At 65.5% G+C, this 24,758-nt stretch carries 26 protein-coding genes; 22 read left to right on the top strand and 4 right to left on the bottom strand.

The annotated features are described in order from the left end of the window. Positions 1 to 475 (top strand): HNH endonuclease (locus tag CH251_RS27535; RefSeq protein WP_179275132.1); only part of this gene is annotated, 475 nt, incomplete at its 5' end. Positions 476 to 507: 32 nt separating this feature from the next. Here the strand turns inward: CH251_RS27535 and CH251_RS14550 are convergent. Continuing rightward, entirely contained in the window at positions 508 to 1,653 is a 1,146-nt protein-coding gene (locus tag CH251_RS14550) for an NADH:flavin oxidoreductase (protein ID WP_179273707.1), read from the bottom strand. 65 nt (positions 1,654 to 1,718) lie between these two features. Between CH251_RS14550 and CH251_RS14545 the strand changes: the two genes are divergently transcribed. The 4 genes from CH251_RS14545 to CH251_RS14530 all read left to right on the top strand — a co-directional run bounded on the left by CH251_RS14545 (position 1,719) and on the right by CH251_RS14530 (position 5,710). Beyond that, entirely contained in the window at positions 1,719 to 2,573 is an 855-nt protein-coding gene (locus CH251_RS14545) for a sulfurtransferase (protein ID WP_094613767.1), read from the top strand. 72 nt (positions 2,574 to 2,645) lie between these two features. Further along, on the top strand, positions 2,646 to 3,467 hold the full coding sequence (locus CH251_RS14540) for an SDR family oxidoreductase (protein WP_094613766.1): 822 nt from the start codon (positions 2,646 to 2,648) through the stop codon (positions 3,465 to 3,467). Between the two features lie 69 nt (positions 3,468 to 3,536). Then, a complete protein-coding gene (locus CH251_RS14535) occupies positions 3,537 to 4,682 on the top strand; it encodes an acyl-CoA dehydrogenase family protein (RefSeq protein ID WP_373454950.1) in 1,146 nt (381 codons plus the stop codon). Between the two features lie 44 nt (positions 4,683 to 4,726). Then, a complete protein-coding gene (locus CH251_RS14530) occupies positions 4,727 to 5,710 on the top strand; it encodes an ABC transporter substrate-binding protein (protein ID WP_094613764.1) in 984 nt (327 codons plus the stop codon). On the opposite strand, the gene CH251_RS28140 is transcribed toward CH251_RS14530, so the two are convergent. Both CH251_RS28140 and CH251_RS14520 read right to left on the bottom strand, forming a co-directional pair. Further along, entirely contained in the window at positions 5,707 to 6,744 is a 1,038-nt protein-coding gene (locus CH251_RS28140) for a TIGR03086 family metal-binding protein (protein WP_094613763.1), read from the bottom strand. The two genes, CH251_RS14530 and CH251_RS28140, sit on opposite strands and share 4 nt — an antisense overlap. Then, positions 6,741 to 7,100 carry a helix-turn-helix transcriptional regulator gene (locus tag CH251_RS14520; protein WP_094613762.1) on the bottom strand — a complete coding sequence of 120 codons (360 nt, stop codon included), beginning with the start codon at positions 7,098 to 7,100 and terminating at the stop codon, positions 6,741 to 6,743. Before CH251_RS14520 ends, CH251_RS28140 begins: the two co-directional genes overlap by 4 nt. 94 nt (positions 7,101 to 7,194) lie before the next feature. On the opposite strand from CH251_RS14520, the gene CH251_RS14515 reads away from it, so the two are divergent. The 8 genes from CH251_RS14515 to CH251_RS14480 all read left to right on the top strand — a co-directional run bounded on the left by CH251_RS14515 (position 7,195) and on the right by CH251_RS14480 (position 14,574). Further along, complete coding sequence (locus tag CH251_RS14515) at positions 7,195 to 7,839, top strand: hypothetical protein (RefSeq protein WP_094613761.1); 645 nt, start codon at positions 7,195 to 7,197, stop codon at positions 7,837 to 7,839. 40 nt (positions 7,840 to 7,879) lie between these two features. Next, the gene (locus tag CH251_RS14510; protein ID WP_094613760.1) at positions 7,880 to 8,479 is read left to right on the top strand and encodes a DJ-1/PfpI family protein; all 600 of its coding nucleotides are present in this window, start codon (positions 7,880 to 7,882) and stop codon (positions 8,477 to 8,479) included. After that, a complete protein-coding gene (locus tag CH251_RS14505) occupies positions 8,476 to 8,940 on the top strand; it encodes a MarR family winged helix-turn-helix transcriptional regulator (RefSeq protein WP_094613759.1) in 465 nt (154 codons plus the stop codon). Before CH251_RS14510 ends, CH251_RS14505 begins: the two co-directional genes overlap by 4 nt. Positions 8,941 to 8,947: 7 nt before the next feature. Further along, the gene (locus CH251_RS14500; RefSeq protein ID WP_094613758.1) at positions 8,948 to 10,189 is read left to right on the top strand and encodes a hypothetical protein; all 1,242 of its coding nucleotides are present in this window, start codon (positions 8,948 to 8,950) and stop codon (positions 10,187 to 10,189) included. A gap of 40 nt (positions 10,190 to 10,229) precedes the next feature. Further along, entirely contained in the window at positions 10,230 to 11,234 is a 1,005-nt protein-coding gene (locus tag CH251_RS14495; protein ID WP_094613757.1) for an aldo/keto reductase family protein, read from the top strand. Between the two features lie 45 nt (positions 11,235 to 11,279). Next, a complete protein-coding gene (locus tag CH251_RS14490; RefSeq protein ID WP_094613756.1) occupies positions 11,280 to 12,752 on the top strand; it encodes a carboxylesterase/lipase family protein in 1,473 nt (490 codons plus the stop codon). Positions 12,753 to 12,815: 63 nt separating this feature from the next. After that, on the top strand, positions 12,816 to 14,186 hold the full coding sequence (locus tag CH251_RS14485) for an NAD(P)/FAD-dependent oxidoreductase (protein ID WP_094613755.1): 1,371 nt from the start codon (positions 12,816 to 12,818) through the stop codon (positions 14,184 to 14,186). Positions 14,187 to 14,199: 13 nt separating this feature from the next. Continuing rightward, positions 14,200 to 14,574 carry a VOC family protein gene (locus tag CH251_RS14480; RefSeq protein WP_094613754.1) on the top strand — a complete coding sequence of 125 codons (375 nt, stop codon included), beginning with the start codon at positions 14,200 to 14,202 and terminating at the stop codon, positions 14,572 to 14,574. A gap of 15 nt (positions 14,575 to 14,589) precedes the next feature. On the opposite strand, the gene CH251_RS14475 is transcribed toward CH251_RS14480, so the two are convergent. Further along, a complete protein-coding gene (locus CH251_RS14475; protein WP_094613753.1) occupies positions 14,590 to 16,431 on the bottom strand; it encodes an NAD(P)/FAD-dependent oxidoreductase in 1,842 nt (613 codons plus the stop codon). Positions 16,432 to 16,661: 230 nt separating this feature from the next. On the opposite strand from CH251_RS14475, the gene CH251_RS14470 reads away from it, so the two are divergent. The 9 genes from CH251_RS14470 to CH251_RS14430 all read left to right on the top strand — a co-directional run bounded on the left by CH251_RS14470 (position 16,662) and on the right by CH251_RS14430 (position 24,663). Further along, positions 16,662 to 17,720 carry a 2,3-butanediol dehydrogenase gene (locus CH251_RS14470; RefSeq protein WP_094613752.1) on the top strand — a complete coding sequence of 353 codons (1,059 nt, stop codon included), beginning with the start codon at positions 16,662 to 16,664 and terminating at the stop codon, positions 17,718 to 17,720. After that, complete coding sequence (locus CH251_RS14465; protein WP_094613751.1) at positions 17,717 to 18,484, top strand: acetoin reductase; 768 nt, start codon at positions 17,717 to 17,719, stop codon at positions 18,482 to 18,484. Before CH251_RS14470 ends, CH251_RS14465 begins: the two co-directional genes overlap by 4 nt. Before the next feature lie 44 nt (positions 18,485 to 18,528). After that, positions 18,529 to 19,821, top strand: coding sequence for a GAF domain-containing protein (locus CH251_RS14460; RefSeq protein ID WP_094613750.1), 1,293 nt, complete (start codon positions 18,529 to 18,531; stop codon positions 19,819 to 19,821). A 21-nt stretch (positions 19,822 to 19,842) separates the two neighbouring features. Continuing rightward, positions 19,843 to 21,903, top strand: a complete 2,061-nt coding sequence (locus tag CH251_RS14455) for an FUSC family protein (protein ID WP_094613749.1) — start codon at positions 19,843 to 19,845, stop codon at positions 21,901 to 21,903. A gap of 33 nt (positions 21,904 to 21,936) precedes the next feature. Then, a complete protein-coding gene (locus tag CH251_RS14450; RefSeq protein WP_094613748.1) occupies positions 21,937 to 22,581 on the top strand; it encodes a HEAT repeat domain-containing protein in 645 nt (214 codons plus the stop codon). A gap of 9 nt (positions 22,582 to 22,590) precedes the next feature. Beyond that, positions 22,591 to 23,565: a HEAT repeat domain-containing protein gene (locus CH251_RS14445; RefSeq protein WP_094613747.1), complete on the top strand. Its 975-nt coding sequence runs from the start codon at positions 22,591 to 22,593 to the stop codon at positions 23,563 to 23,565. 23 nt (positions 23,566 to 23,588) lie between these two features. Continuing rightward, positions 23,589 to 23,930, top strand: coding sequence for a plastocyanin/azurin family copper-binding protein (locus CH251_RS14440; RefSeq protein ID WP_256979074.1), 342 nt, complete (start codon positions 23,589 to 23,591; stop codon positions 23,928 to 23,930). A 12-nt stretch (positions 23,931 to 23,942) separates the two neighbouring features. Further along, positions 23,943 to 24,353, top strand: coding sequence for a DUF2752 domain-containing protein (locus CH251_RS14435; RefSeq protein WP_094613746.1), 411 nt, complete (start codon positions 23,943 to 23,945; stop codon positions 24,351 to 24,353). A 112-nt stretch (positions 24,354 to 24,465) separates the two neighbouring features. Then, positions 24,466 to 24,663, top strand: coding sequence for a hypothetical protein (locus CH251_RS14430; protein ID WP_094613745.1), 198 nt, complete (start codon positions 24,466 to 24,468; stop codon positions 24,661 to 24,663). Positions 24,664 to 24,758 lie beyond the last annotated feature (95 nt).

The following is a 24,758-nucleotide window of genomic DNA, read 5'->3' as shown; positions in this document are numbered from 1 at the left end:
AGGAAAATCCGTCCCCCGCGACCCCCTCACCGACCGCGCCCTGATCTACCGCCCCGATGCCCTCACCACCGCAGCGGTCCGACTCCGCGACAAACACTGCCGCTTCCCCGGCTGCCACCGCCCCGCCGCCCGCTGCCAACTCGACCACATCAACCCGTTCGACCACACCAACCCTCTCGGCGGCGGCTGGACCACCGTCAACAATCTGCAATGCCTCTGCGAATACCACCACACCGTCAAAACCGCCGGCTATTGGAAAGCCGTCATGCTCCCCGGCGGAGCCATCCTCTGGACCTCGACCTCGAAGACCACCCGAATCACCCTGCCCACCAACGGCACAGCCGTCCCCATCCTCGGCAACGACCTCAGACCACACATCCCCACCACACCCCGAAACTCCGGAATCATCGCCTACCCCAACCCACCCGACAACCGACAACCCGACACGGACGAAACGGCAGCACCGCCGTTCTAGGCGATGCTGCCGTGGATCCCGTACCCGCTACGTCAGATCAGGTGCTGAATGTGGTCGCGGGTGAATTCGATGCGGTCGTCCACGCGGCCGTCTCCGACCTTGTTCACCCACTCGGGATCGGACAGCAGCGCACGTCCGACGGCCACCAGATCGAATTCGTTGTCCTCGAACTGACCGACCAGTGCATCGAGTCCGGTGACACCGGATGCGGCGTCCTCCGACCATGCCGAGGTGAACACCGAGTCGAGGCCGACCGATCCGACGGTGATCGTCGGAACGCCGGTGAGCTTGCGGGTCCACCCGGCCAAGCCCAGCTTTCCGTCGTTGCCGTCCAGTTCCGGGAACGCCGGATCCCAGTGGCGACGGGTCGAGGCGTGCAAGATGTCCACTCCGGCGTCGACCAGGGGAGTCAGGACGCGTCCGAGTTCCTCGGGATTCTGCGCGATCCGCGCGTCGAAGTGATTGCTCTTCCACTGCGAGAAGCGGTACACGATGGCGAAGTCCTCGCCTACCGCAGCGCGGATCGCGGCAACGACCTGCGCCGGGAAGCGCGTCCGAGCTTCGAGGGAACCGCCGAACTCGTCGTCGCGCACATTGGTTGTGGACCAGAGGAATTCGTCGAGCAGATATCCGTGCGCGCCGTGCAGCTCCAGGCCGTCGAAGCCGGTGTTCTTCGCGTTGACCGCGGCCTGTACCCACTGCGAGGTGAGTTCGTCGAGGTCGGTGTCGGTGAATGCCCGACCCACCGAAGAACCGTCGAGTGCAATCCCCGACGGGCTCACGGTGGTGACGTCCGGGAAGAGGCGAGGCTCGGTGCCGCGCTCGACCCCGAGGTGCCACAGCTGCGGGATGATCGCGCTGCCTTCGGCGTGCACAGCGTCGACGACGCCCTTCCACCCCTCGAGGCTGGCTTCACCGTAGATCCGCGGGACACGGGTGTGAGGGCCCGCGGCGGGATCGGGGATGTAGGTGCCCTCGGTGATGATGAGGCTCGTGCCACCGGCAGCGCGTTTGCGGTAGTACTCGGCCACATCCGGACCGGGGATGCCGTCGGGCGAGAACGCGCGCGTCATCGGGGCCATGGCGAAGCGATTGCGCAGCTTCAGCGACTTGACCTCGAACGGCTCGAAGAGCCCGGCGGTGGACAGATGCTGTGTTGTGGATGCAGTTTCGGTCACGCCTGCGGACAACCTGCTCCGACACCGAGCTATTCCCGGCGCGGGGCTGTTAGCGTCGAAGCCTTATGAGCCCCTCGCCGCTGATCTCTGCCGCCGAACTGCACGACCTCTTCGAGATGGGACGCGGCCCGGTCGTCCTCGACATTCGGTTCGTGCTTCAGACCGGTAGCGACAGAGCCGCTTACGAGGCCGGTCACATCCCGAACGCGCAGTTCGTGGACCTCGATGCCGATCTGGCTGCTCCGCCGGATCATGGGAGTGGAGCCAGCAGGAACGACCCGAATCATCGCGGCCGTCACCCCTTGCCCGATGAGGAGACCTTCGTTGCAGCGATGCGCGGTGCCGGGGTCGACAACGACTCCTCCGTGGTGGTCTACGACGCGGGTCCCGCAACTGCCGCGGCGCGAGCGTGGTGGCTGCTGCGCTACTTCGGGCACCGCGACGTGCGGGTCCTCGACGGTGGCCTCGCCCAGTGGGTCGCGGCCGGATTCCCGATAGGTACCGAACCGTCGATCGTCGCGGCCGGATCGTTCACCGCCCGACCATCGCTCGCCCGCATTCTCGATGTCGACGACGTGCTCGACTTCGCGCAGAACAACATTTTGCTCGACGCCCGGGCCCCCGAACGATTTCGTGGGGAAGTGGAGCCGGTGGATCCTGTGGCCGGTCACATCCCCGGTGCGGTCAATCGGCCGACGACCGAGAACGTCGATGCGGACGGGCGGTTCCTGGCGCCGGAGGTACTCAATGGCACATTCAGTGGACTTGTGCCGGAGGGGAAGGACGTCGCCGTCTACTGCGGATCCGGGGTGACTGCGGCACATCAGATTCTCGCGCTCGAATTGGCGGGCATCGATGCGGCCTTGTATCCGGGCTCATGGTCGGGATGGATCACCGATCCGGCGCGCCCGCGGGCCTGAGGCACGGGCCCTGACCAGCGAGTTCATGCAACGAGGGTTGAACTTGAAACTGACTTCAACTATACCTGGGGCATGAAGGTTGAAGGCAGAGTCGCCATCGTCACCGGAGGTGGTGGCGGAATCGGCGGGGCCATCGCTGCCCGGCTCACCGAACACGGGGCGCGAGTCGTCGTCTCCGACCTCGACGGAACCACTGCTCAATCCGTGGTCGACGCCATCGAGCGCGACCGGCCGGGAACGTCCGTCGCCGCTGCGGCGGACGCGTCGAACACAGAGGACATCCAACGGCTGGTCGCGGTGGCCGAGGACTCATTCGGACCGGTCGACCTCTACTTCGCCAACGCAGGCATCAGCGGTGCACCCGGACTCGACGCCACCGAACAGGACTGGGACCTCTCGTTCGACGTCAACGTGCGCGCGCACATTCGCGCCGCGCAACTGCTGGTACCGGGCTGGCTCGAGCGCGGCGAGGGGTACTTCGTCAGCACGGCCTCCGCGGCCGGTCTGCTCACCCAGATCGGCTCGGCGACATACGCAACCACCAAGCACGCGGCGGTCGGATTCGCCGAATGGATGAACGTCACCTACGGCAATCGCGGTATTCGCGTCAGCTGCCTGTGCCCGATGGGTGTCAACACCAAACTGCTCTACGAGGGACGTGAATCCGGAGATGCGTTGGGAGCGGCGGCAACTGCCGCGGTTCTCAGTGCCGGTGCCGTACTCGAACCACTCGATGTCGCCGATGTGGTGCTCGACGCGATGGACCGCGAGCAGTTCCTCATTCTGCCGCACGAGAACGTGTTGGACATGTACCGCAACAAGGGTGCCGACTACGACCGGTGGTTGCGCGGCATGCGTCGCTACCAGGACAGCTTGCTCGACAACAACCGATAGGGGCCCACCGTGGCATTTTTCGAGACCTCCGACCGTGCGAAGAAATACGAGTCGGATCTGTTGGAGTTCATGGACTCTCACATCTACCCGGCCGAGGCAGTGTACGAGCAGCAGATGCTCGAGTCCGGTGACCCGCACTTTCAGCCGCCGATCATCGAGGACCTGAAGAAGGAAGCGCGCTCGCGTGGACTGTGGAATCTGTTCCACCCGCATCCGGAGTGGGGCCCCGGTCTGACCAACCTCGAATACGCACCGCTGGCCGAGATCATGGGACGCAGCCTGCTCGCCCCCGAGGCATGCAACTGCAACGCACCGGACACCGGCAACATGGAGGTGTTCACGCTCTTCGGCACCGACGAGCACAAAGAGAAGTACCTGAAGCCGTTGCTGGACGGCACCATTCGCTCTGCCTTCGCGATGACCGAGCCCGACGTGGCCAGCTCCGACGCCACCAACATCGCGATGAAGATGGACCGCGACGGTGACGACTTCATCCTCAACGGGCGCAAGTGGTGGACGTCCAATGCGATGCACAAGAACTGCAAGGTGCTCATCGTGATGGGCAAGACCGATCCCGAGGCGGCCACCCACCGTCAACAGTCGATGCTGGTGGTACCCATCGACGCTCCCGGTGTCACCGTGCTGCGCAACCTGCCGGTGTTCGGCTACATCGACCGCGAAGGCCACGCCGAGGTGCTCTTCGAAGACGTGCGGGTGCCGGCGAAGGACGTGCTGAAGGGGCCGGGTGAAGGATTCGCCATCAGCCAGGCTCGCTTGGGGCCCGGCCGTATCCACCACGCCATGCGCACCATCGGTGTGGCCGAACGTGCGCTCGAATTGCTTTGCCGCCGTGCAGTATCGAGAGTGACCTTCGGCAAGCCGGTGGCGATGCGCTCGAACATCCAGGACTGGATCGCCGAGGCACGCATCGAGATCGAGAAGACGCGACTGCTCACGCTCAAGGCCGCTTACCTGATGGACACCGTCGGGAACAAGGAAGCGCGTACCGAGATCGCAGCCATCAAGGTGGCGGCACCGGAGATGGCGCTGAAGATCATCGACCGCGCCATCCAGGTGCACGGCGGAGGCGGAGTGTCCAACGACTTCCCGCTCGCGATGATGTACGCGCACATCCGCACGCTGCGGCTCGCCGACGGTCCGGACGAGGTGCACAAGATGTCGATCGCGAAGATGGAGCTGAAGAAGTACCTCTGAACGTAGGCCACCCTAGAAAGGTGAGCCTGTGCTAATTTCGCCGCATGAAACGGACATCTCTGGGGTATGCGCTTGCCCTGATCACCGCATCGGCGCTGGTCGCGTGCACTAGCGGGCCAGCGGACGACGCCGGATCCGAAGCCCGCACCGTCACGATCGACACAATTGCCGGACCGACGCAGATCACGGGAACGCCGGAGCGCATCGTCGCCTTTGGGCAGCAGTGGGTCGACGCGCTGCTGGAATTCGATGTGCAACCCGTCGGGTACGTCTCCGCCGGTTCCTACGGTGACGAACGCGAGCTCTTCCCCTGGCAGACCGGTGTGGCAAACGATGCTGTCATGCTCGACGCGGCGGCCGTCGAACAGATGGGTGGTGCCGTACCGACGGAGGCGATCGCCGCGCTCGAGCCCGACCTGATCCTGGTTTCCGGCATCGCGTCAGCGGATCCCTACAAGGGCTTGCCGGAGATCGCTCCGACGGTCCTCCCCAAGGACACGACCGTCGAATCGTGGCAGGCACAGATCGAGACGCTCGGGGAGATTCTCGATCGAAAGGACGACGCCGACCGGATCATCGCGGAGGGCAACAAGTTCACCGATGCGATCGCGTCGGACCTTCCGGGGCTTTCCGGTAGGACTGCGGTGCTCTCGCAGTTCATTTTCGACACGCAGCAGCTGGTGGTCGTCGCGGATCCGGAAGACGGTGCAGCGCTGGTGTTCGACAGCATCGGACTGAGTGTTCCTGAGGATCTGGCGAACTCGCCGGACATCTCCGGTGGCCGAATCACGCTGAGCCCGGAGCGGATCGACGCGCTCACTGCGGACGTGGTGGTTGTGCTGCCGAACGGTGGGACAGGCGACGATCTCCGGAAGCTACCGGGCTTCACCGCCCTGCCCGCGGTCACCGGTGGCGGGTTGGCTGTCGTCGACTACGCGACTGTGGTTGGCATCAACCTGCCGTCGAAGGCGTCGGTCGAGTTCTCGCTGAACAAGATCCGACCTCAGCTCGAAGCAGTGGGTAGTTAGCTTCCGGGTGACCAGGCCGGGTCACGGCCGATGAAAGCCATCAGTTTGTCCTGTGGGGCGGAGTCGTCGGCAACAGGGACGGCGGGCCCGTACTGCCCGCTGTCCCGCAGCATCCGTTCCATCGGTCGCATGGCCTCCAGAGCTGCAGCGCAACGTTCCTGACCCAGATCGGGCTCTCGGTCGAGGGCTCTCGCCAGGTCCCAGGAGTGCATCCAGACGTCGGCGGTGTAGAACATGTCGATCGCCTTGTCCACCGGCATGTCTCCGGTGTGCGGGTTGCTCAGAATCCGGCCGGCGGGGTCGTCGAGAATTGCTTGGATGTCGGCGACGTGCTGGGTCCAGGCCGCGGCCGGGTCGGCTTCGACGTCCAGAGTTTGCAGTTCGATACCGGCCCCGCCGGCGAGGAAACCGCGAGACCACTCGACCAGGTGCTTCACGACATCGATTGCAGCCCAGCCTGATACCGGGCTCGGCCGAGACCAGTTCTCGGGCGAGGCGGACTCGACCAGCGCGGTGAACCGCGCTGCATCCTGCATGTGCTGCTGGGCCGGACCTGCGCTGTGCCCGAGCAGTTCGTCGAGCTTGTCGTAGCCCTCCTTCACGCCTACGTCCATGCCGCTGGACAGCATGCCGTCGCGAGAGGCGAAGTCCGACATCACGCTCAGGACCCTCAGCCGTGTACCGCCATCGTCTCGAGTCTCGAAGGTGAGTGTTTCGAGCGCCACCGAATCGGGCGCACCCTCCCAGGTGAAGGTCCAGACAATTCGCTCGTTTGCACGCACCTCGTGGAAGCTCCCGTAGAAGGCAGCGATCTCTTCACCGTCCCGGTCGTTGGCGAAAGCCCACGCACCTCCGGTGTGGCCCTGCCACTTCATGATTCGGGTCGTCAACGATCGCGGACCCACCCACTGGCGATACAGCTCGGGGTCGATATGAGCGCGAAACACCCGCTCCGGCGTCGCATCGAACTCTCGGATGATCTCGATCGTGGGGACTTTCTCGTCCGCGACGATCTCGGTTTCGTGCGTGGTCATGACACTTCCTTCGTCTCGGTGGTGTTGTCGTCTGCGATGGTGTCCAGCAGGGCATCGAGGCGTCGATAACGTTGCTCTGCTTCCTGGCGATAGCGCTCGATCCATTTCGTCATCAGGCCGAACACCTCGGCATCGAGATGCACCGGACGACGCTGGGCATCCTTGCTGCGGGTGACCAATCCGGCCTCTTCGAGCACTTTCACGTGCTTCGACACCGCTTGCAGACTCATCTCGTACGGTTCGGCCAGTTCGCTGACGTTCGCATCCGCCCCGGCGAGCCGAGCGACGATGTCACGTCGCGTCGGGTCGGCCAGGGCCGCAAACGTCCTGTTGAGCTGCTCTGTTCGATCGTCCATGGTGTCCTCGCTGCGTGTTGTTTGCCGAGAATAGGCCGCTCACCGAACGTAGTCAACCATTTGGTTGATAAAGCAGATCGCCTACCCTGGCCCCATGAGCGTCGGTGATGACATGGTGCGAGACGTGCTCTCGCGGGCTCCGGGGCATCCGCTACGGGTGGCGGTCGACGGAGTGACGGCGTCCGGTAAGTCCACATGCGCACGATGGCTGGTGGATGCTGTTGCAGCACACGGGCGTCCGTCCATACATGTGACGATGGACGGCTTTCATCACCGGCGCGCCCACCGGTATCGACAGGGTCGAGCGTCGGCTCTCGGCTACTACCAGGACGCGTACGACTTCGACGCGCTCCGTGCATACGTGCTGATTCCGTTGGGGCCGAACGGAAGCCGCGAAATTCGGCGTCGAGTAATCGATCTGGCGACGGATGAGCCGGTCGACGATCCGCTGGAATCGGTGCCGGCCGACGCGATCGTGGTGGTGGACGGAACCTTTCTGCACCGGACGCCGCTGCCCGACTACTGGGATTACACGGTCTTCGTCGACACCCCCATGGACGTCGCGCGGGCTCGGGGTATAGCCAGGGATGCGGATGCGCTCGGGGGTGACGAGGCTGCCGGTACGGCCTTCGATCAGCGCTATCACGCGGCGTGCCGGATCTATCTGGACGAGGTGGATCCACGGCTACGAGCCACTCGGGTGCTGCCTGGTATTGACAGCCTCCTGTCGATGGAGTGATGATTGACAGCATCCTGTCAATCGATGCGAGGACGTCCCGATGATCACCATTGCGCTCTATGCCACCGACACCATGGCCGACTGGGAGTACGGATACCTCACCGCCGGACTCGCCATGGCCCGTGAGCAGGACCCGGACGCCAACCGGCTGATCGTCGCCTCCGAGACTGGGGAGGCCGTCACGACGAAGGGCGGTTTGCGCATCACGCCCGACGCCGCGGTCGCCGATCTTCCTGCCCTCGATGCCCTGATTCTGCCCGGCGCGGACAGTTGGGACTTCGGGCACGACACGGTGCTGAAGCTGGCCGCCGAACTGGTTGCGGCGGGGAAACCGGTCGCCGCGATCTGTGGGGCCACATTGGGTTTGGCCAGGACCGGACTGCTCGACGACCGGCCGCATACCTCGAATGCCGCCGAGTTCCTCACGCAGGCAACCGAATATCGGGGATCGGAGCACTATCGCGACGAGAAGGCGGTGTCCGACGGCACCGTGATCACCGCGGGAGGCGTGAACCCGCTCGAGTTCGCGAAGCTGGTCTTCGAGAAGCTGAACGTGTTTCCGCAACCTGTCGTCGATGCCTGGTACGGCCTCTACACGACGGGGGAGCGTAAGTACTACGACCAGCTCGCGGGCGCATGACGCAACGCACCCCCGAGGGTGATGCGCTGACATCGTTGGTGTTGCCCGTCTTCGAGCTCAACGGCGAATTCCTCGCTGCCGCACACGACATCACCGAGCCGACGGGTCTGACTCCGGCGTGGTGGCAGGTTCTCGGAGCCGCCCTGGACGAGCCGCTGTCGGTCGCCGACATCGCGCGACGCGTCGGGCTGGGGTTGGCACGACAGAGCGTGCAGCGGACGGCAAATCTGTTGGTGGACAAAGGCTGGGCCGTGTACGTCGACAACCCGAACCACAAGCGCGCCAAGCTGTTGGAACCCACCCCCAAGGGGCGCGACACCGTGGCAGAGCTGCGGGACGCGCAACATGCATGGTCCGACGCCGTGGGAGCCGCTGTGGGAGAGGATGAATTGCAGGCCTTCGCTGCCACCCTCGGCAAGATCCTCGTGGCATCCCGGGACTATCGGGGCGGCAGTGCATAATTCGGGCATGATTGCGCTCGGGGTACTTCTGACCGGATTGCTGGCCGGATTGTCGATGCAGTCGGACGGCATCGACATCTTCGGCGACACCGGCTTCGGCGGGGTGCTGTTCTCCAGCGGCGGCGGGGGAGTTGCGGTCGCAGTGATTCTGGCGTCGGGTCTGGCGATGTTCGTTCGTCGACCGATGGTGCTGGCCGGTCTGTCCATCGCCGCTGCTGTCGTCGTCGCAGGCTCGGTACTGCTGTTCTCGTCCGACTTCGTCGAGGTGATGGCAGGCGGAGTTCTGTTGGGATGCAGCGCAGTACATGCCGATCGTGGACGAATTCGTCAGGCGCTGCTGGCCGCGTCGTTCCTTCTCGGACTGCTCAGCGCAGGCGCGATCGAAGCGTTGCAGTACCCAGGCATTCCACGGCGTTACGCCGATTACCTCACCGAGTCCGATATGGGTACACCGGTGGTCGTGCCGGTGCTCTGCGTGCTGGTGGTGTTGGCAGCGGTGTGGGCAGCTCGCGTAGAACACTCGGCCGAAAGCCCGGCGACCGGTCGCGGCGTTCGCACGGTCGCGGCGATACTACTGGTGGCAATCGGTGGGCTACTGCTCAACATGTTGTTCGGGCACAGCGTGTTCCACGGTGAATACGGGTTCGGTGGTCGATGGTATTTCGGCCTCCTCGTCGTACCCGTGCTGTTCGGGGCGGCCGGCCTGTTGCCGGGTCGCGGTGGCGTGATGGTCCTCGCCGGAACGGCCGTGCTGCTCACCTCGACCACCACGTCGGGAATGGGTATCAGTGTCTCGGCCTGGGTCTGGACACTCGGACTCGTAGTTGTCATTGCAGTGTCGGTTGCGGCGGGTGTCGCACTCGGATTGCGTTGGGGGCGTCCGCTGGTCGGTGTCGCAGTTCTGGCGGTGGTCTGCTCGACCGCACTGTTTGAGCAGCCGCCGCTGGACAACGTTCACTATGTCGCTAGTCTGATCGTCTTTCCGGCCGCCGCGGCCTACCTGTACGTGGCGTGCACACCGGCCGACCCCACACCGGCGACCCTCGGCCTCGCGGTGCCGGTCGTGATCACCGTGCCGATGGTCGTCACCTACGGCTGGACGGCGTACACGCCACTGACGTCTGCCATCAGGAGCACGTCCTGGCCGGAAATGTGGCTCTCGACGGGCGGTGCATTCGCAACGGTCGTGCTCTGCGGCGTCGGGATATGGGCTCTGAACCGATGCCGGGCGTCGGAAGAGACGACATGAAGGAACCTGATCCGAAAGACACCGGAGTACCGTTTTCTTCATGGCTTACAGATACCTCGGAAACAGCGGACTGAAGATTTCGGAGATCACCTACGGCAACTGGTTGACCCACGGATCGCAGGTGGAGAACGACATCGCCACCCAGTGCGTACGTGCGGCGCTCGATGCGGGCATCACCACCTTCGACACCGCCGACGTCTACGCGAACGGTGCCGCCGAGACAGTGCTCGGGGACGCGCTGAAAGGGGAGCGTCGAGAATCGCTCGAGATCTTCACCAAGGTCTACTTCCCCGTCGGACCCAAGGGCCCCAACGACACCGGGCTCTCACGCAAGCACATCTTCGAAGGCATCGACGCGTCGCTGCGTCGACTCGGCACCGACTACGTGGACCTCTACCAGGCGCATCGCTACGACGTCGAGACCCCGCTGGAGGAGACCATCGCCGCCTTCGGTGACGTCGTCCGCCAGGGCAAGGCGCTTTACATCGGCGTCTCCGAATGGACCGCCGATCAGCTACGCGCCGGGCAGGAACTCGCCCGTCAGAACGGCTTCTCGATCATCTCGAACCAGCCGCAGTACTCGGCGCTGTGGCGCGTCATCGAGGATCAGGTGATCCCGACGTCGAAGGAACTGGGCATCTCGCAGATCGTCTGGTCGCCCATCGCCCAGGGCGTTCTCACCGGAAAGTACCTCCCCGGCCAGCCCCTGCCCGACGGCTCGCGCGCCAAGGACGACAAGGGCGGCGACAAGATGATCGCGCGCTACCTCGACGATCAGACGCTCACCCGGGTGCAGCAACTGAAGCCCATCGCCGACGATCTGGGAATCACCATGGCGCAGTTGGCCGTTGCGTGGGTACTGGCGAACGACAACGTCGCGGCAGCGCTCGTCGGAGCTTCACGTCCGGAGCAGATCGCCGAGAACATCAAGGCCTCCGAGGTGACCCTCGATGCCGACGTGCTCGCCAAGATCGACGACGCGCTGGGCGATTCCGTGGAGCGCGACCCGGGCAAGACGGGTTCGCCCGAGGCACGTCTGGTCTGACCGCCTGAGGGCGTCGGTCCGATCCGAACAGGGTAGTAATGAGGTATGGACACGATCACTGTCGATACACCTCAGGGCCAGGTTCGCGGTCGGACCGGCGCAGGCATCATCTCGTTTCTCGGAGTTCCGTACGCTGAGGCCCCGTTCGGGCCTCGTCGATTCCAGGCACCCTCGCCGCCGCCCACGTGGGACGGTGTTCGCGACGCCCTCGAGCTCGGGGCCACCGTCCCCAAGGTGGGATATCGACCGCCGACCAGCGAGATCCTCAGCGAGCCGGTGATACCCGGTGACGACTGCCTGAACGTCAACGTCTTCACCCCCGACGTCGGCGGATCGGCACCGGTGTTCGTCTGGATCCACGGCGGCGCATTCGTCAACGGCAGCAACGCCATTCCCACGTACGAGGGTTCTGCGTTCGCACGAGACGGCGTCGTGGCCGTGGTGATCAACTACCGCCTCGGAGTCGACGGTTTCGCACTGATCGACGGTGCCCCGGCCAACCGCGGGATGCTGGACCAGGTCGCGGCGCTCGAATGGGTACGTGACCACATCGCCTCCTACGGCGGCGACCCCGCGCAGGTGACCATCGCGGGAGAATCTGCCGGGGCGATGAGCGTCGGCACCCTGATGTCGATGCCCCGTGCCGACGGGCTCTTCCAGCGGGCGATTCTGCAGAGCGGAGCCGGGCACCACGTCATCACCGCCGAGACCGCCGCGAAGGTCTCTGCGGCGTTGGCGTCGTCGCTCGGCGTCGATGCCTCGGTCGACGGCCTGGGTTCGGTACCGGTGGACGCGTTGGTGGACGCACAACGCGAACTGTCCGATCGGATCACCGCCGAGGCCCCGACCGGAGCGTGGGGTGAGTTGGCCCTGAACGTAATGGCCTTCGAGCCGTACATCGACGGCGATGTCGTTCCAGCCCTGCCCTTTTCACGCATCAGCGACGGTGCGAGCGCGCAGGTGGACGTGTTGATCGGAACCACCAGCGAGGAGCACGCGTTCTTCATCGTTCCGGCCGGGCTGGTCCCACATATCACCGAGGACTACGTGAAGATGGTCCTCGCCGGGTACCGAGCCGATCCGTCGGCGCTGGAGAAGTACCGCGAACAGCTGCCCGACGCCTCGGCGGGCGAGCTGATGATCGCCGTCATGACCGACTGGTTCTTTCGGATTCCGGCCACGCGCCTGGTCGAAGCGCGGTCCGGCAACGCCTTCGTCTACGAATTCACCTGGCGCTCATCGTTGTTCGACGGCGATCTCGGTGCCTGCCACGCACTCGAGATCCCGTTCGTGTTCGACATGCTGCACAAGCCCGAGACCGAGCGCATTACGGGACCGAATGCGCCGCAGCGGGTGGCCGACCGGATGCACCGCGCCTGGGTCGACTTCGTGCGCGACGGCTCTCCCGGCTGGGACCCGTACGGCACCGACCGCGCCGTGATGATGTTCGGCAACGAGCCCGGCGTCGCGCTCGACCCGAGGCCGGCGACACGCGCGGTGTGGGACGGGGTGCGCTGACCTCCTCTCCGCAACCTGCGAACGTCGTCTGCGAGGTCGCTCGCCGTCGGGTTAATCTCGGATATGCGCAGATTCCTTCCCGGTTTCGGTACGAGTTCTCCGGCCCCCGCGCGGCCTGCTCGCGTCGTGGTGGTCGGTGGCGGGTTCGGTGGATTCAACGCTTTGCAGCGGCTGACGAAGCTGCTGGGGCCCGATCGCGCCGTGCTGACATTGGTGGCCCCCACCGACTACCTGCTCTACAGTCCGCTGCTGCCGGAGGTCGCCACCGGCGTGCTCGATCCGCGGGACATCGCCGTCTCCACCCGTCAGGCACTGCCGCGCGTAAAGTTGGTGCTCGGTCACGTCACCACCGTAGATTTCGAGTCGCGCGAGCTGACGGTGACCGGCCCCGACGGTGACTCGACGCTCGAGTGGGACAGGCTGATACTCGCGCCCGGTTCGGTGACCAAGCAGTTCGACATCCCCGGCGTCGACGAGCATGCGTACGGGCTCAAGACGTTGAGCGAGGCGGTCTACATCCGCAACCATGTGCTCGCGCAACTCGACGCGGCCGACGCCCTGCCCGATACCCCGGACGGCCGGAGCGAACGCGCCGAACGGTTGACGGTGGTGGCCGTGGGCGCGGGCTACACGGGCACCGAATTCGTTGCCCAGATGCAGAACTGGGTTCGAGGCATCGCATCCCGTTGGGCGAGCGTCGACCCCGACGAGGTGCGCTGGGTACTCGTCGACGTCGCCGACGCGGTACTCCCCGAGCTCGGTGAGCGACTCGGCCGAGAAGCGCTCGCCGTACTCGCCGAGCGAGGCGTCGACGTCCGGCTCGGGGTGTCGGTGGCCGCGGCCACTGCAACGTCGGTGACGCTCACCGACGACGAGGTCATCCCGTCCCGAACTCTGGTCTGGGGAGCAGGCGTCGCACCGAGCCCGCTCATCGCGCAGCTGGGTCTACCGACAGCGGGCGGACGCCTCGTCGTGCGGGCGGACATGACTGTCCCCGACGTATCGGACGTCTGGGCGATCGGCGACGCGGCCGCAGTCCCCGATCTCGCCGCCGACCCGTCGAAGCCGACACCACCGACGGCTCAGCACGCCCAACGTCAGGGTGTTGCCGTCGCACGCAATGTCGCGGCGTCGATGGGCGTCGGGCAGGCACGTCCGTACAAGCACAAGGATCTGGGGTTGGTCGCCGATCTCGGCGGATTCGACGGCGTCGCAAAGCCTCTCGGCATTCCGCTGACCGGACCGGTGGCGAAGTTCGTCGCGCGCGGATATCACCTCTACGCGTTGCCGACGGTCTCGGCGCGAGTGCGGGTGGCGACCGACTGGCTGTATTCCTCGGTGCTGCCGACCCGAGTCGTCAACCTCGCGCAGGTGCGATCCGAGGATGCGCTGATCAAGAAGGCTCAGGCCATCGACCTGTACGACCGAACGTAGCCGAGAGGGACACATGGCATGCCGCATCAGTGAACTCGTCCTCGAATGCCGTAACCCGGAACTGTTGGCTCGATTCTGGTGCGAGGTACTCGGTTTCGTCGTACTCGATCGCGAGGGCGAGGAACTGATCGAGATCGGGCCGGCCGAGGGATTCGGCGGGCCCCAGCCCACGATCATCCTGAGCAGACACGAGCAGCCGCGAACGGGAAAAGGTCGGCTGCACATCGACGTCAACCCCACCGACCGGGATCAGGACGACGAACTGGGACGGCTCCTCGCGCTCGGTGCCCGCCCGGCCGATGTGGGCCAGACGGGCACCGAGCAATGGCACGTGCTCGCCGATCCCGAGGGCAACGAGTTCTGCTTGCTTCGGACGCGGTTGATCTAGTTCCGCGCACGTGGGTCACCGAAGGTGATGCACTTCCTGCAACCCGTAGACCGGTGTGTCGATGCCCTCGTAGCGCGCCTTGATCTGGAGTGCCAGGTAGAGCGAATAGTGCCGCGACTGGTGCAGATTGCCGCCGTGGAACCAGAAGTTCTCTTGCTGCGTCGGCTTCCACATGTTGCGCTGCTCGCCCTCCCACGGACCGGGATCCTTGGTGGTGTCCGAGCCGAGTCCCCAGCACTTGCCGACCTTGTCCGCCGTCTCCTGGTCGATAAGGTCGGCAACCCAGCCGTTCATCGAGCCGTAGCCGGTGGCGTAGACGATGAGATCCGCCGATAGCTCGGTGCCGTCGTCGAGCACGACGCCGGTCTTGCTGATCCGGTCGACCTGTCCGGCAACGAGTTTGATCTTGCCGTCCGCGACCAGCTCGGATGCGCCGACGTCGATGTAGTAGCCCGAGCCGCGGCGCAGGTACTTCATGAACAGACCGGATCCGTCGTCACCGAAATCGAGTTGGAACCCGGCCTTCTCCAGCCGGTCGTAGAAATCTTTGTCCTGCTCCGCGATCTGCTGATACACCGGAATCTGGAACTCGTGCATGATCCGGTACGGCAACGACGCGAACGTCAGATCGGCCTTGCCCGTGGTCATTCCGGATTCGACGGCCCGTTCGGAGTACAGGTCCCCGAGCGCGATCTCGCACAGCGAATCGGACTTGACGATGTGAGTGGACGAGCGTTGCAGCATCGTCACGTCGACGCCAGTCTCGTACAGCGCCTTGCAGATGTCGTGCGCAGAATTGTTCGAGCCCACCACCACGACGCGCTTGCCGACATACGCGTCGGGACCGGGGTGTTCGCTGGAATGGTGCTGCTCGCCCTCGAACTCGTCCATGCCGGGGAAGTTGGGGACGTTCTTCTTACCGGACATTCCGGTGGCCATCACCAGCTGCTTGGGCCGCAGAATCACTTCCTCACCGTCGCGATCGACGACGACCGTCCACTCCTTCGCCACCTCGTCGTAGGTTGCGGACTTCGCAGTGGTCTTGGTCCAGTACGGCACTTCCATGACCTTGGTGTACATCTCGAGCCAGTCGCCGATCTTGTCCTTCGGCGCGAACACCGGCCAGTTCGCCGGGAACGGCAGGTAGGGGAGATGGTCGTACCAGACCGGATCGTGCAGGCACAGTGACTTGTACCGGCCGCGCCACTGATCACCGGGGCGCTCGGCCCGGTCGACGACGATCGCAGGCACACCCAGCTGCCGGAACCGCGCGCCCAGAGCGATACCGCCCTGGCCTCCGCCGACGACGAGGGCGTACGGCTGCACGCTGTAGCCGAGTTCCTTCTCTTCGATCTCCTTCTTCTCCGCCCAGTTCTGGGTATCGGCATTCGAGCCGTGCACCGCGCCCTTGATGCGCGACTTGCCCTGACGCTCCTCGTGGCCCTTGAGTTCCTGCATCGTGGTCAGCAGAGTCCAGGCCACGTCCTCGCCCGTGTCCGCGTCCACCGTCAGGCGCAGATGTCCTTTGCCGCGGCTCGTGGCGGTCTCGAACTCGATCCACGCCGAGACCACTCCGTCCGCCTCGTCGGGGACCTCGGTGGTGTGGAAGCCCGTCGGATCGGTGTCGTCGAGGCGCTCGGACAGCATGTCGCTGACACCGTCACGGCCTTCGACAGTTTTGAGATTCCAGGTGAACGTGACTAGATCGCGCCAGAAGCTGCTGACGGCGAACATGCCGGCTACCCGGGGGATGTCACGTGCGACCAGGGCCTCCTCGAACTTCGACAGCCACTCGTCGACCCGTTCCTGCGGGGTGTGCGTGCGGGTGATCTCGACCGGCTCGATGGTCTGGGTCATGGAAACTCCTTGCGAATCGTGGTTCCAGCGATGTGACCCAGCACACTCCTGTTGCGCGCAGGGGTCGAGAGTTGCAGTGGGTTGCAGTGCGAATCGGGTGCAGCTGACCGCGCTCACCGCGGCTGGTTGCACCCGATTTCGAGCGGGCGACTGCAACGCGCTGCAACCCTGTCCGAAGTGGCCGGCATCACATAAACATGAATGCATCCGACGATCAGGAGTGAGAACCGATGCGTGCAGCTGTGTATTACGGCCCCAACAAGGTGGAGATCACCGACGTACCCGAGCCGAATCGCGGTGAAGGCCAGGTCAAGGTGAAGGTCGGGTTCAACGGAATCTGCGGAACCGACCTGCACGAGTACTACGCGGGCCCCATCTTCATCCCCACCTCGCCGCATCCGCTGACCGGTCAGGAGATGCCGCTGGTACTCGGCCACGAGTTCTCGGGAACCGTCACCGAACTCGGGAAGGGTGTCACCGGCATCGCCGTGGGCGACCGCGTCGCCATCGAACCGCTGTACCGCTGCGGCCACTGTGGACCGTGCCGGGCCGGCAACTACAACATCTGCGCGCAGATCGGCTTCCACGGACTGATGTCCGACGGCGGAATGGCCGAATACACCGTGGTCCCCACCGACATGATCCACGCCTTGCCCGACAACGTCTCCCTCGAACTCGGAGCCCTCGTCGAACCGATGTCGGTTGCCTATCACGCTGCGACACTGGGAGATCCGAAACCCGAGGACACCGCGATGGTGTTCGGAGCCGGCCCCATCGGCATCGGACTCTGGTTCGCCCTGCGCGGAAAGGGACTCGACAACGTCTACGTCGTCGAACCGTCGCCGACGCGTCGGGCATCGATCGAAGCTCTGGGCGCGAAGACTCTCGATCCGACGGTCGTCGACGTCCCCGCGTTCATCGCTGACCTCACCGACGGCAACGGTGCCGACGCCATCTACGACGCGGCCGGTGTGCAACCTGCCGTCGAGACCGCGCTCGGGTGCATCGGTGCGCGTAAGCCGTTGGTCAGCGTCGCGATCTACGAAAAGCCCTTGACCACACCGCTGCAGAAGCTCGTGATGAACGAATCCCGGATTCAGGGCTCGCTCTGCTACACCTCCGCCGACTACGAGGCCGTCATCGATCTGATGAGCCAGGGCCACTACGACACGACGGGCTGGGTCGACAAGATCACGCTCGACGGCGTCATCGACGACGGATTCGAGGCGCTGCACGCCGGTACCAAGATGAAGGTCCTGGTAGACCCTTCCACCGGAGCATCCGCATGAGCGCGGTGTTGGTGACGGGAGCCGGGCAGGGTATCGGCCGGGCCATCGCGTTGCGGTTGGCGAACGACGGGCACGACATCGCCCTGGCGGACCTGAACGAGGACAAGATTGCAGGCGTCGCCGACGAAGTACGTGGAACGGGTTCGAAGGCAACGACATTCGTCGCGGACGTCAGTGATCGCGATCAGGTGTTCGCGGCCGTCGAACACACCCACGAGGCGCTCGGCGGCTTCGATGTCATCGTCAACAACGCGGGGATCGCACAGGTGGCCCCGCTCGACGATGTGCGGCCCGAGGACGTCGCGAAGATCTGGGCCGTCAACGTCGACGGTGTGCTGTGGGGAATCCAAGCTGCCGCAGCCAAATTCAAGGCTCTCGGCCAGAAGGGCAAGATCATCAACGCGTCCTCGATCGCCGGTCACGACGGGTTCGCGATGCTCGGGGTCTACAGCGCAACGAAATTCGCGGTTCGTGCCCTGACCCAGGCGGCGGCGAAGGAGTACGCGGCCGAGGGAATCACCGTCAACGCGTACTGCCCCGGAGTGGTCGGGACCGACATGTGGGTCACCATCGACAAGCGATTCGCCGAATTGACCGGTGCCGCGGAAGGCGAGACGTACGACAAATTCGTCGGCGGTATCGCTCTCGGTCGTGCGCAGACGCCCGAGGACGTCGCGGCGTTCGTCTCGTATCTCGCCGGACCCGACTCGGACTACATGACGGGCCAGGCACCGTTGATCGACGGTGGTCTGGTCTATCGGTAGCCCCCGTTCATACCGATTTGTGAGCTGGAGCACAATTGACTGTAATGACGCAGTCGACAGGTCCTGAACCTGCGCTGGCGGCCGGCGAAGACCCGCGCCGCTACGCGCAGATTCTCACTGCCGTGTACGACGCGACCATGACCGGCGGCAAGTCGCCCGCACGGCCCCGGGAGGTCATCGGGGATTCGTGGCGGCGGTTGCAGACCCTTGGCATCGACCCGGAGCTGGGCAACCCCGCCGAAACGCAGATGGACGTCTCCGACCTCGAGCTCAGCCGTCGAGAATCGGGATTGTTCGACATCCTCGACGACCTGGCGCGCGGACTGGAGTCGGTGGTGCAGGACGGCGACAACATTCTCGTGGTCGCCGATCGGCACGGCAGGGTGCTGTGGCGCAGCGGATCGACCTCGGTGCTGGACCGGGCCGACGACCTCGGCTTCGTGGAAGGCGCGAACTGGGCCGAGGATTCGGTGGGTACCAACGCCATCGGAACGGCCCTGGTCTCGCGCCGCGCGGTCCAGATCTTCTCGGCCGAACACTATGTGCGCAGCCATCATTCGTGGACCTGTGCCGGCGCGCCCATCCGTGACCCGCGAACCGGTCAGGTGCTGGGCGCGATCGACGTCAGTGGCCCGGCCAAGACGGTGCACCCCACCACCATCGCGCTGGTCGACGCCGTCGCACGATTGGCCGAATCCCAACTGCGAGAACTGCATCGGAGCACACTCGACCGACTGCGGTCGGTGGCCGCACCGATGCTCGCGCGACTGCAATCCCCGGCCCTGGCCGTCGACGCGAACGGCTGGGTGGCGGCCGTCGAATCGGTGGCGCTGCGTAATCGCATCCTGCTCCCCGAGGATCTCGCGACCGGACGCTTCTGGCTGCCTACCCTCGGCGTGTGCGACTTCGAACCCCTGCCCGGTGGATGGCTCGTCCGACCCGCCAGCACAATGGATTCCGGCGTCGCCGATGTCGGATCGACGAGAATTCGCATCGACCTGCGCGATTCGCAGAAACCTCGCATCGAAGTGCGCAGCGAGGTGGGGGAATGGACCCACGAACCCACACCTCGGCACGCCGAAATTCTGTACTTGCTCGCCACCCATCGCCAAGGGCGCACTGCCTCACAGATGGCGGCCGATCTCTTCGGCGACGACGGCCGCGCGATCACCGTGCGGGCCGAGATGTCGCGGCTACGCAAACACCTCGCGGGCATCATCTCCACGCAGCCGTATCGGTTGGACGAATCGGCGACCGTGGAGGTGATCACGCCGTCGGACATGCGTCGGTTGCTACCGCATTCGTCGGCCCCTGCGATCCGGGCGGCACGGGGCTGAGCCGTAGCGCAGAATCGGGGAATGCAGCGCCTCGCCCGAATCCTCGACGCCTCGGATCCGGGGCAGGTACGGCTGCGCAGTGCGTCGGCGACGACGCTGACGGTGCTGCTGGCGATGGTGACGCTGGTGCTGACCACGCGCGCCATCGGTCAACCGGTGACGGTGGCGATGCTCGGAACCGTCGTGGCGATGCAGGCGTCGGCGGCGGTGAAGGACAGAGATCAGCGCAGTCGGCTGGTCACCACCGCGCTGATGGCACTGCCTGCGTCGGCGGCAGTGACGTTGGCGGCGTTGCTCTCCGAACTCGGCAAGGTGGCCGACGTCGGATTCATCGCGGTGCTCTTCACGGCGGTGTGGGTGCGCAGATTCGGCCCTCGCGGTACGGCGCTGGGGATGGTGTCGTTCATTTCGTACTTCTTCGCGTTGTTCCTGCGCGCGACCCCGGAGCAGCTGCCGATGTTGATCGCGGCCATCCTCGGCGGCTTGCTCATCGCCCTGTTCGTGCGGGCCGTCGTCTTCCCGGACAGGCCGGTCGTGGAGGTACGCCGGCTGCTGTTCGCGATGCGAGCGGTATCGGCCTCGGTGCTCGAGGCGGCCTCGGCAGGGCAGAGCCGCGACCTGAACCTGGTGCGCCGCAGACTCGATCGGCTCGGAAACACCGCGTTGATGATCGACGACTGGCTCGACCGACACGATGCCGGGCAGCTGCTCAGCGTCACCAGCGCCGATCTGTCGCTCCGAGTGTTCGACGCCCAGATCGCGACCGAGCAACTCGTCAGCTCACTGTGGGCTCTCGACCCCATCAAACCGTGGCCGACGGCCCTGGGGCAGGCGACCACCGCGCTCGGATCGTGTCTGCAGAACACGCCGTCCTCGGAGCAGCTGCGGGCCGCTCGGCGGTTGGCGGCGGCTGCGGCCGAACGGGCCGACCCGTCCACCCCTGCCGGAATCGCGACGGTGTCCGCGCAGCGAGCCGTGCAGGCGCACATAGCCATTCATCACATCACCACGAACGCCGTCTCGGCGTCGGCGGCGGCCCCCGATAGCGAGCCGACCGAACCTGCGGTGAAGGACACCCCGAGTGGTCTGAACCCCAGCACCAAGGCGGCCATCCAGGTGGCCGTCGCCACCAGTGCCGCAACGGTACTGGGTGAACTCGTCTCTCCCGACCGCTGGTACTGGGCGGTGTTGACGGCGTTCCTGGTGTTCACGGGGGCGTCGACGCGAGGCGAAATCCTCACCCGAGCAGGCCAACGCGTTCTCGGAACCATCGCAGGCGTGCTGGCCGGAGTAGTGATCGCCGCACTGGTGGGCAGCAACCAACCCGTGCAACTGGTGCTGATCGTCGTCTGCGTCTTCTTCGCGTTCTACCTGGTGACGGTCGCGTATGCGCTGCTGTCGTTCTTCGTGACCATCCTGCTCGCGATGCTCTACGGGCTGCTGGGCACGTTCAGTATCGAGGTGCTCGAGCTTCGCATCGTCGAGACCGCTGTCGGCGGTGCCGTCGGAATGGCGTCGGCCTACTTCATCTTCTCGACGAGCACGCGAAAGACACTGGTGGGCAACGTCGACACCTACCTCGAACGATTGGACGCGTTGATCGAATCGAGCGTCCAATCGATTCTCGCGCCAGGCGGTGCAACCGATCTGGTGGCGTCGACGCGCACACTCGACAATGCCCTGAAAGACGTTCTGAACTCCGGAAAGCCGTTGGTACTCGGGCCGACGACCCGCAGCAGACGCGGCGCGAAGCGACTGTTGCGGGTGCTGGCCGTCAGCAGTCGATCGGCGCACGCACTGGCCCGAGCCGGTGTGCTGGCCTCGCGTGCCGACCCGGACACGGCCCCCTCGGCAGAGACCGCCCGAGCTCTACGCGACGCCGCGGCCCTGGTGCGCGACACCGCACGCCAGGTGGAGGCAGTTGTCGCCGGGGAGCACGTCGATCCACCCGAGAAGATCACCGAGACAACGGTATTGGATGTGCTGCTCACCTCGACCAGCGCACCCGGCCCGCTGCGGGGCGCCGTGCGAGCACTGAACACGATGAACCGAACACTGGCCGATGTGTTGAGTCGGGCTTGACCTTCACACCGTGACAAGGTCTTGGCTGAAGCCATGAACTCGATGAATCTCGTAAGTGGGGCACTCCAACACAGCAATCCGTCGGCTCGATTGAGGGCAGCGCTCGACCTCGGGACTGCACCGGACCCACGGCATCTCGACGCCCTGGTGCAGCGGTGCGCCGTCGAACCCGATTTTCAGGTGCGGGAAATGTTGACCTGGGCGTTGATTCGCCACCCCACGTCGCTGACGGTGCCACGGCTGATCGAGGCGGTGCGCACCGGAGGAGCCCTCGCTCGAAGCCAGGCGCTGCACACGTTGTCCAAGATCAAGGACCCGGCGGCGTGGGCCGTGATCACCGAGGACCTGATCTCCGACGCCGACGACGAGGTCGCACGAAGCGCATGGCGAGCCGCGGCGGTATTGGTGCCGGCCGGAAGCGAAGGGCAGCTGGCCGCGATGCTGGGTACCCAACTCGGACGAGGTGAGTCCGACGTTCAGCGAAGCCTCAGCCGTGCGCTGGTTGCGCTCGGGTCGGTGATCGAACCGATGGTGCGCCAGGCCGCGTCGAGCACGGATGATTCGGTTCGTGCCCACGCGCTGGCCACCGAGGCGCTACTCCGAGATCCGGACGCGGGGTTCGCAGTGTTCGAGGCCAAGCGCATCGATGCTCTTGGCGTAGTCGACAAGGCGGGGTGAGATGGAGCGATGTTGATCGGTGAGGTGGCGCAGCGATCGGGCGTCAGTGCGCGCATGCTCCGGCACTACGACAGGCTGGGGCTCGTGCGCCCGACGTCGCGCAGCAGCACCGGCTACCGCGAGTACGCGCCGGAGGATGTTCGACGCCTGTTCCACGTCGAGTCGCTGCGTTCGCTCGGGTTGTCGCTGAACGACGTCGGTCGCGCGCTCGACGACCCGAGCTTCGCGGCCTCGGGACTCGTCGACGAGCTCGCCGCCCGAGCCGAGGAACGCATCGCGCGCGATACCGAGTTGCTCACCCGGCTGCGTCGAATCGGCGACGCGCGGCCGGAGGACTGGGAGGACGTACTCGGAACCGTGGCGTTGCTCGGCGATCTGCAGTCGGTCAGTGCGGGGAAGCGGCAGTCGGCGGCGCTGTCGTCCGCCGGAGATCGAACCGTTCCGGCGGACGCATTGGCCGAAGCGGTGCTGCGCGAGCCCGCGCCCAATGTGGCAGGCGCACTTCGGTGGGCCCTCGCTCGGACCGGAGGCGACGCCGTCATGGCGCTCCGGGAAGGTCTGGGCTCACCGGACCCGGAAGTCCGACGCCGCGCCGTGGACACCATCGTCGAGATTCGGCATCCGGCCGCCACCGACGTGCTGCGAGAGGCGCTCACTCACGACGACGAGCAGGTCCGGCGGGTCGCTGCGCTGGAACTCGGTGCGCGCGGGGTGGCCGATGCGATCCCGACGTTGATCGGGATGGTCTTCGAGGGCACCAACGATGTGGACGCCGCCGATGCCCTGGGCATGCTGGGATCCGGAGACTCGATCGTGGCGGCGTTGATGAACGGGCCGGGAGATGCGCCGACGCGACTGCGAGTGACCCAGGCGCTGGCGAGTATCCCGGGGCAGGCAGCCTCGCATGCCCTGCAGGAGTTGACCCGAGACCCCGACCGTTCGATTGCACTGACGGCCGAATACGTCCTCGGCCGGCGGGAATGACCCCTTTGGGTACCGTCGGACACATGAAGGCATTCGGACTCCTCGCGGCACTGATGATCACCCTGACTGCCTGCTCCACCGCAACCACCCCGGCCGCACCCGCCGAACCCGTCGCCGAGAACCAGGTGACCGTCGCCGATCGGATGTACTCGCCGAAAACGCTGACGATCTCGGTGGGAGACACCGTCACCTGGGTGTTCGCCGATCGAGGCATGGCCCACAACGTCGTCGCCGACGACAACTCGTTTCGCAGCCAGCTCATGGAGACCGGTCAGTTCACGCACACCTTCGACACCGCGGGAACCTTCACGTACCACTGCACCCCGCATCCGGACATGACGGCAACGATTCTCGTCGAACCGTGATGGACTGAGTGCATGACGGCCCCGACCCGATCACGCAGCATCGCCGCACCCCTCGGCGTGGCCGCTGCCGCTGTCGGTGGGGCAGTACTGCTGCACGTCCGCGACCCGCGAACCTCGACGTATCTTCCCTGCCCGTTTCACGCTCTGACCGGACTGTGGTGCCCCGGATGCGGCACGACCCGGGCTCTCGGCGACCTCACCCGCGGAGACATCGCCGCGGCCGCGTCGAGCAATGTCGTTGCGGTCGTGTGCGTCGTCGTGGCCGTCGGGTTGTGGGGGTTGTGGCTCAGGGCTCGCTGGATGCAGATGCCCCTGACGTTGCCTCGCCCGAATCGCCTGGCTGCTGCTGTGGTGCTCGTCCTCCTGACCGTCTTCACCGTGGTGCGCAACACCCCGTGGGGCACCACGATCGCCCCGACCTGACACGACAAGGAGTAGCTGTGCTGCTGGAAATTTTCTCGATCATCGTGCTGCTGGGCGTGCTCATCGCGCTCATCCCCACGGCCCGCCGCGTGTTCGAGAAGGGTGACGACGAATGAGCGACTCTCTGCGGGATCGCGTCCGCGCGAAACTCCTTGCGCAACTAGTCGACGACGGAGGCACCGCCGCCGAACAAGCCGAGGGGGACGACCCACGCCTCAACGCCCTGCGCGACGACCTCGACGCACTCGACGCGGCGCAGGACGGTGACCCGATCATCGACGACATCGCCGCGCGGCATTGGGTGCCCTGACCGACCCCCGCCCCGCCCTTGGGGGAGTCGATGTGACGTTCGGTGGACTGGAGTGGAGCCCGCGGAACGACCATCGGGCACATTTCGACGGTCAA

Origin of the sequence: Rhodococcus sp. 06-462-5, assembly GCF_002258315.1 — a bacterium.
GTDB lineage: Bacteria > Actinomycetota > Actinomycetes > Mycobacteriales > Mycobacteriaceae > Rhodococcoides.
This window is presented reverse-complemented; position numbering and strand designations above follow the sequence as displayed.